Source organism: Acidovorax sp. KPB24-03, assembly GCF_057546605.1.
The window spans coordinates 1-743 of the sequence record NZ_BAAJYR010000858.1; the positions used below are offsets into that span (position 1 = coordinate 1).

Here is a 743-nt window from a genome sequence, read left to right on the forward strand (position 1 = left end):
CCGTCCTCGCCCACGGCCAGGCCGTGCAGGCACGCCGGATCGAAGACGGCGGCCAGCGGCTCCGCAGAGAATGCCGCCAGGTCGTGGCCGCCGAACGGGGCGCCGAAGGGGTAGGCCACCCGGTCCTCGCCGCCCGTGCGCAGGCCATAGCCGCCGGTGAACAGCGCCACCTGTGCGCCGAGCGAGCCGCCGACGTCCAGGCCGGGTCCGGCTGCCCCCGCCTCGGCCGGATCGGCACCGCCGCCCCACAGCAGCCCGTCCACCTGCAGGTCGCCGGTGATGACCACCGGCAGGTTTTCCAACACCGCATGCCCCCAGTGCGCATCACCGCACACCACCAGGGCCGGGGCGGGGGGGCGGTGACGGCGCCCGCCACGTGCAGGTCGCCGTGCACCAGCAGCAGTGCGGGCGCGGGGGCGCCGGCAGGCAGGGCAAAGGCATCCGCCCACGTGCCGGGCGGCCAGGGCGCTGTCCCCATCCCAGGCCAGTTCGGGCAGCGACAGAGGGCCCTCCACGCAGTACACCCGGCTGGCGTCCGCGAGCGGCGGGGCCGTGCCGCGCGCCCTGGCCAATGCCTCGCGCCAGCCGCCGGGCCAACGCGCGTGTGCTTGCGCGAGCGGGAGCCACGTGATGGAGGGCGGGGTCATGGACAGGGGGGGTGGGTTGCGCGGACCGCTCCCAAGGGCGGGGGCCGGTGCCGGCGATCGTACAAGAGCGCCATTCCGGTGTCCGGCATGGCGTGA

The 743-nt window shown here is 76.0% G+C and carries 1 pseudogene; it reads right to left on the minus strand.

The window, feature by feature from the left end:
* Positions 1–647, minus strand: a pseudogene (locus tag AC27KI_RS26475) (hypothetical protein); the annotation flags it as partial.
* Positions 648–743: the final 96 nt, after the last annotated feature.